The organism is Lyngbya sp. CCAP 1446/10 (assembly GCF_026130175.1).
GTDB lineage: Bacteria > Cyanobacteriota > Cyanobacteriia > Cyanobacteriales > Microcoleaceae > Microcoleus.
Genome location: NZ_JAIGNI010000068.1, coordinates 23,626 through 29,625, shown reverse-complemented (window position 1 = coordinate 29,625; position 6,000 = coordinate 23,626). Strand labels below are relative to the sequence as shown.

At 47.2% G+C, this 6,000-nt stretch carries 5 protein-coding genes; 2 read left to right on the top strand and 3 right to left on the bottom strand.

Annotation, left to right across the window (positions count from 1 at the left end; genetic code table 11):
* Positions 1 to 93 precede the first annotated feature (93 nt).
* On the bottom strand, positions 94 to 198 hold the full coding sequence (psaX, locus tag K4039_RS22925; protein WP_321161646.1) for a photosystem I protein PsaX: 105 nt from the start codon (positions 196 to 198) through the stop codon (positions 94 to 96).
* 166 nt (positions 199 to 364) lie between these two features.
* Positions 365 to 1,321, bottom strand: coding sequence for a lipoyl synthase (gene lipA, locus K4039_RS22920; RefSeq protein WP_265238827.1), 957 nt, complete (start codon positions 1,319 to 1,321; stop codon positions 365 to 367).
* A gap of 585 nt (positions 1,322 to 1,906) precedes the next feature.
* Here lipA and K4039_RS22915 point away from each other — a divergent pair.
* Both K4039_RS22915 and K4039_RS22910 read left to right on the top strand, forming a co-directional pair.
* On the top strand, positions 1,907 to 2,458 hold the full coding sequence (locus K4039_RS22915; protein WP_265238823.1) for a response regulator: 552 nt from the start codon (positions 1,907 to 1,909) through the stop codon (positions 2,456 to 2,458).
* A 451-nt stretch (positions 2,459 to 2,909) separates the two neighbouring features.
* Complete coding sequence (locus K4039_RS22910; protein WP_265238822.1) at positions 2,910 to 4,001, top strand: bifunctional heptose 7-phosphate kinase/heptose 1-phosphate adenyltransferase; 1,092 nt, start codon at positions 2,910 to 2,912, stop codon at positions 3,999 to 4,001.
* A 131-nt stretch (positions 4,002 to 4,132) separates the two neighbouring features.
* On the opposite strand, the gene K4039_RS22905 is transcribed toward K4039_RS22910, so the two are convergent.
* Positions 4,133 to 5,980, bottom strand: coding sequence for a CapA family protein (locus tag K4039_RS22905; RefSeq protein WP_265238821.1), 1,848 nt, complete (start codon positions 5,978 to 5,980; stop codon positions 4,133 to 4,135).
* Between the last annotated feature and the right edge of the window lie 20 nt (positions 5,981 to 6,000).

Genomic DNA, 6,000 nt, shown 5'->3' with positions numbered 1-6,000 from the left:
CCCCCTCTCCCCCTCTCCCACTCTCCCCCACTCTCCCCGTCTCCGACTTTGAGCTACCCAAAAGCAGGGTCTGCTAAAAGTCAACTTGCAGAACTATTCAATGATATGGAAATAATAGGCTGCAACCAGAAAATTGATCGCTAACAGCCCCAAAAACCAGGCCGCGCGAAAGGTGTAAGGGAATTTGCCCGTTTTCATCACGGAGTCGGATTTTAATTGGTTCTTTGCTATCTCTGCCATGATTCAAGCTCCTAATTCATAAGTCACTGTATTCACAAATAGCAGAGAGCGTCGCACATGACACAATCCTTTAGTGTTATTTTTTGTAACTAGGAGTTTATACCGAGTTAAATAAAGATTGATTTCAATGGCTCTCTCCTGCGTGGTAGGAACTGCGGACGAGAGGCCCCGATCGCACGCGCTCAAACCCCATCTCCCTGGCGATCGACCCAAAACGGTCAAATTCGGCTGGTGTCCAGTATTTGCGTACTGGGAGGTGTTCTAGAGATGGTCTCATGTATTGACCGAGGGTGAGTCGATCGCACTTGGCATCCCGCAAATCAACCATCGCTTCGACAACCTCGGCCTCCGTTTCCCCGTGCCCCAACATCAAACCGGATTTGGTGGGAATGGTTGGGTCAAATTGCTTGACAATTCGCAAAACGTCGATCGAGCGATCGTACTTAGCCCCCCTCCGCACCGGCCCTTGCAACCGTCGCACCGTCTCAATATTGTGGTTGTAACAAGCCGGTTTCGCCTCCACCACCGTCCGAACCCGCTCTCGCTGCAACTGATCCAGGCCGGAATTCTCCCCATCTGAACTCCTCCCCATTCCCCCCCAGAAATCTGGCGTTAGTACCTCAACTTCAGTATCGGGGTTTAAGTGGCGGATTTGGGCGATCGTCAACGCAAACCAACCCGCGCCCCCATCCGGCAAATCGTCCCTCGCCACCGAAGTCAGCACGGCATAGCGCAAACCCAACAATTGCACCGCCTCGGCCACCTTCTGCGGTTCCTCCGGGTCAAGGGGCATCGGAGAATGACCCTTATCTACTTGACAAAAAGCACAAGCACGGGTGCAAGTCTGCCCCATTAACAAAAAAGTCGCCGTTTTTTGGGCGTAGCACTCCCCCCGGTTGGGACATCTGCCCTCCTCACAAATTGTGTGAATTTGCCGCTGTTTAATAATTTTCTGCACTTCGGAAAGTTCGCTGGCTTTGCCAATGGGCCTGCGCAACCACTCCGGCATCGCCTCGATTTCCCCCCGCATTTGAGCGGCAGTTGGTTTGACAGTAAGAGTTTGAGGAGTTTGGGGCGACATAAAATTAAGTGGCATTGAGTTAATATAGTCGATCGTATCCGAAATCAAAGTCCCTGAACTTGTAGCAGCCTCGCCATCAGAATCGCGCGCGAGGTGGCAGCAAAACTCAACTAGCGCAGAATTCTAGGTAGAATTCTCTTAGAGATATACTGAAGGTTGCAAATCACAAGACCACACGGTTCGCGGCTTTCCTCAGAGACTTCAGTCCTTCCTAGCAAAGCGACTCCGGGGACTTTAGTCCCGGTAGTCTGCGATCTATAATCTAGAGGCGACTAAGTAAATCTGTCTGCGTGACGAACTATCCTAGTACGGAGAAATTCCGGCCACTTAGTAAGCGCCTCAATGCGTTACACAAAAAGAGCGAGTAACAGCAGGATGGGGAGCGTACCGAACTAGCGAAAGTGATAGACCCAGAAAGCATTTGAAAAGGATAACGTAAGCGCGATTGCAGCATCGAAAGATAGTTGTTTTGAGCGAAAGCGAGGCACCTTGACAATGCCTTTGAATATTGGTTTCTGATCTATTCAAAAATCTCAGTGGCCCCGGCCCTGAGACCGTCAACACTCATTACTGAAGGAGTCAGTCGTGGCTGGTCAAAAAATCTTGGTAATCGATGACAGTAAAGTCATCCGCGTTCGAGTTCGAGAGATGTTGCCTCAGGGTAACTTTGAAGTTCTAGAAGCAAAAGACGGCGAAGAGGGACTCAAACTGATCCGTCAAGCCCGACCGAATCTAATTATGTTAGATTTTCTACTGCCCAAAGTCAGCGGTTGGGAAGTGTATCAAAAAGTGCAAGCCCATCCTGAGCTTTCCAAGATACCTTTGGTGATCATGTCGGGCCGCGAAGAAGAGGTGATGGAGAAAATTCCGAAACCCTTCGAGAAACATTTCTTTGCATTCATCGCTAAACCCTTTGAGAAGAAGCAGCTAACCGAGGCGATCAAATCGGCGATGGTACTGGCCAAAAAGAAACCAGTACCAGAAGCCCCTGGCGCTGCTGCACCCAGCTCTGGAGCGGGTGGCGCTGACATTCAGGCGATGACTCAGCAAATGGCGAAAATGCAAGCGGAAATTGATACACTCAAAAAACAAATGACTCAGGTGATTACGATCATCAAGCAGATGAAAGCAAAATAATTCTGCTGTCCTTTGTTTCTTGAAGGCACTTATGTAGAAGGCACTTATGTAGAAGGAAACTTCCACACAGTGCAACTTCTTATTAAGTATCAATGTGCTCGCTTGTACTTGTATCCGCTTTTTTTGCCAATTTTGTTGAGCGTGTGCGATCGCCAACAGCTTGCAATGAGTTTCTCAAAATTCTAGTGAGAAAATCAATTGAAAGTTGAAAATTAAACCAGGGAGGAAATCAATTATTAATCTTAATTCAGATTTTTAATTACAGAAAAAATTGGTTTAAAGCTTGAACCCTTGTAGGGAGAAATTAGAAGAAGACTATTCATTACTCCAATCCTCTTCCTTTTAGGTAGAGGTCGCCCTCAAGCTGTCAACTGTCAACTGTCAACTGTCAACTGAATGAACGTTCGTGCCACGCTCAACTATCAACTCCTCAGTCTCATTTTTTTGGTTAATGACTAACGACTATTCCGATTTTTTGCCTCAACTGCGTGCCTCAACTGAGCAATTGTTGAAAAGATTAGACTGCTTCGATCGAGCGCAGGTATTAGCGATCGGAGATTTGACCTTGGACGAGTTTCTTACCGGACAAGTAGAGCGAATTTCCCGCGAAGCACCTGTGTTGATTTTGCGCTACGAAAATACTCGGCAATTACCCGGAGGTGGCGCAAATGCTGTCTACAATTTAGCCAAACTGGGAGGCAAAGTCAAAGTTGCCGGTTTGGTAGGAAAAGACGACCAGGGAAAGGCTTTGTGCGGTATTTTTGAGGCGGCGGGAATTGATACGGGCGGGATTTTCATCGATTCGCAGCGTCCAACTGTCACCAAAACTCGAATTTCCGGGCACGCGCGACAGTCAGTGACTCAGCAAATTGTCCGAGTCGATCGCAAATCTGATGAGTTGCCGAATTTAGATTTGCAGTTGCAATTGGCAGACTACATCCGGCAGCAAATCCCGACAGTCGATGCGGTGGTTTGTTCTGACTACGGTGACGGAGTTTTGACTCGTTTGGCGATCGAATCAGCAGTAGTTCCCGGCAAAACAATCGTAGACGCTCAAACAGATTTGCAGCGATATTCTGGAGCGATGCTGTTTACTCCGAACTTGCCAGAAGCCGAGCAAGCAGTCGGATATGCGATCAAAAATCCTCAAACTTTAATGCAAGCAGGACGCGATTTATTGAACTTAACTCAAGCTCAAAAAATCCTGATTACTCGCGGCGAAGAAGGGATGAGTTTGTTTGAAAGGGTGAACGGCGAACCAATCAAAAATTCACCCCCTCCAACATCCACTTGTGAAAACGGGGAATTTGCCATTCAAAGCTGGGATATTCCCCCTTTTAACAAGACTGATGTATTCGACGTAACCGGTGCTGGAGATACAGTCGTAGCGGCAATGACTTTAGCTTTGTGCGTCGGTGCATCCGGTTGGGAAGCGGCAGTTTTGGGCAATTTAGCTGCTAGTATTGTCGTGCGTCAATTCGGTACGGCGACGACGACTGCGGAGGAAATGAAAGAAGCTTTGAAAACGATGGTTGACGAGTAGTCAGTTGTTATTGGTCATTGGTAATTGGTCATTGGTTATTGGTTATTGTTGACTGTTGACTGTTGTTACCAATCACCAATGCCCAATGCCCAATGCCCAATGCCCAATGCCCAATGACTACTGACTACTGACTACTTACTCTTCTTCAAAATTTGTCCCTTGTCATCAATCGTCAAACCAGTATTCGGAAAATCGCTCTTTGTCAAACGGCGAATCAACCCCACCGTCCTCAAATCTTGATCGACAGACGGAATACCTTGCTTGTCAAGTTCCACGGGGATAATCTTACCAGAAACAAAATCCCCTTGCGGAGTCATTTTCACATCCAAAATCAGAGATTGACCGAGTTCTGCCGCTGTGGACAAAGTGCGATAACCCATAAAATTGCCCAGGGAATAAGCAATCAATTTGCCTTTGTAAAGTTCCATAGCTCTGGTAACGTGCGGGCCATGTCCTAAAATTAAATCTGCTCCCGCATCAATCATCGTTCGCGAAAACAAAACCATATTTCCCCGGTTTTCTCCGTAAAAAAACTCGTTTTTATTTTTGACATTCAGAGCTCCAGTTCCTTCAGCTCCCGCATGAACGGATATCACTACAATATCGGCGTTTTGCTTCGCTTTTTTGACAAGTTCTGCCCCCGCTTGCAGTTCCAGCAAGGAATTGTGAACTTCGCCGTAGTTGCTGAAACCGATAAAAGCAACATTTACGCCTTTGACATTTTGATAAACAATTTGGTTCCTTTTACCAACTGCTTTCATGCCGTTGCTGTCGATGTTTTTAATCGTGTCCTTAAATCCCTGCTCGTTAAAATCGTAAGAGTGATTGTTGGCAATATTCAAAATATCAAAACCAACATCTTTGAAGATTTTGGCATAACTCGGAGGAGTCCGAAAGGCAAACAACATTCGTCCGCTGACTCCTTTGGAACTGTAAGGGTAATCGGTCATCGTGCTTTCAAAATTGCCAAACAAAATGTCGGCTCCTTGAAGGTACGGTTTTACCGATTCAAATAGACGCTCCTTATTTTGTGGCAGTTTGTTGTAAGGAAAATTGGTGCCGGGGATCATGTCGCCAACTGCTTTGATGCTGACAGTTGCGGGCAGATTGGCAGGTATTTTTGCTGCCTGGGATGGCGATTTGGGAGCGGGTTTGGCTGATGCTGACGCTGGGATTGATTCCTTGCGGGATGGCTTGGCCGCGCTTACTTTTTGTACCGCAGGCTTTGAGGTAACAGGGTTAATCGTAGCGGTGGTTGAGGATTTATTGAATTGAGAACCGAGTACAAAGCCTGCTATCGGTATGAAAATCAGGCTGAGAGTACCGACTGACAGCCAAGATTTTTTATTTTTAGGACTGGCTAAATCTGGCCGCCGTGATACCTTTTGTTGGCGTTGTTTTTTGGGTTGGGGAGTTGGGATTCTATCTGGAGGCTGTGATACCTTTTGTTGGCGTTGTTTTTTGGGTTTGGGAGTTGGGATTCTATAGGATGTGCGGGGGGATTTTTCTGGTATTTGAATGGGTGGGGTTGTGATCTTTTGAGGTGTTTCTAGCTTTGGTAAGGCTACAGGAATTGGGGCAGTGGCTACACTGGCGACACCTACAGCAATTTTGACAGGGGCTACAGTTGCGGGTGCTGCTACACTCACTGGTGCGGCTACGGTTAGGCGTGCACTAGCCAAGCGTTTTTTTAATTCTACTGTCTGAGTCCAAGCGGGCAATTGTTGGCCTTCTTTCCGCCCGTAAACGGTTACTCCGTAAATGTTTTTTGGTTGCAACCGCTGCAACCCCTTGACTGTGACTCGGAGACAGGCTTCTTCTGCGGGCAATTGTTCTGCTTCCAGCAGCAGGTGCAGGGTTTCATTTTCCAAGCTGCCTTTAGCTGTGACGCCGAAGGTTTGGAGTGCTTGGCCGATCAGAAATGCGATCGCCCTTGGGTCGCCTTCTTTTGCTAAATTTAAGATATCTTGTTGGCTCACAAATGCCTCTACTCTCACAC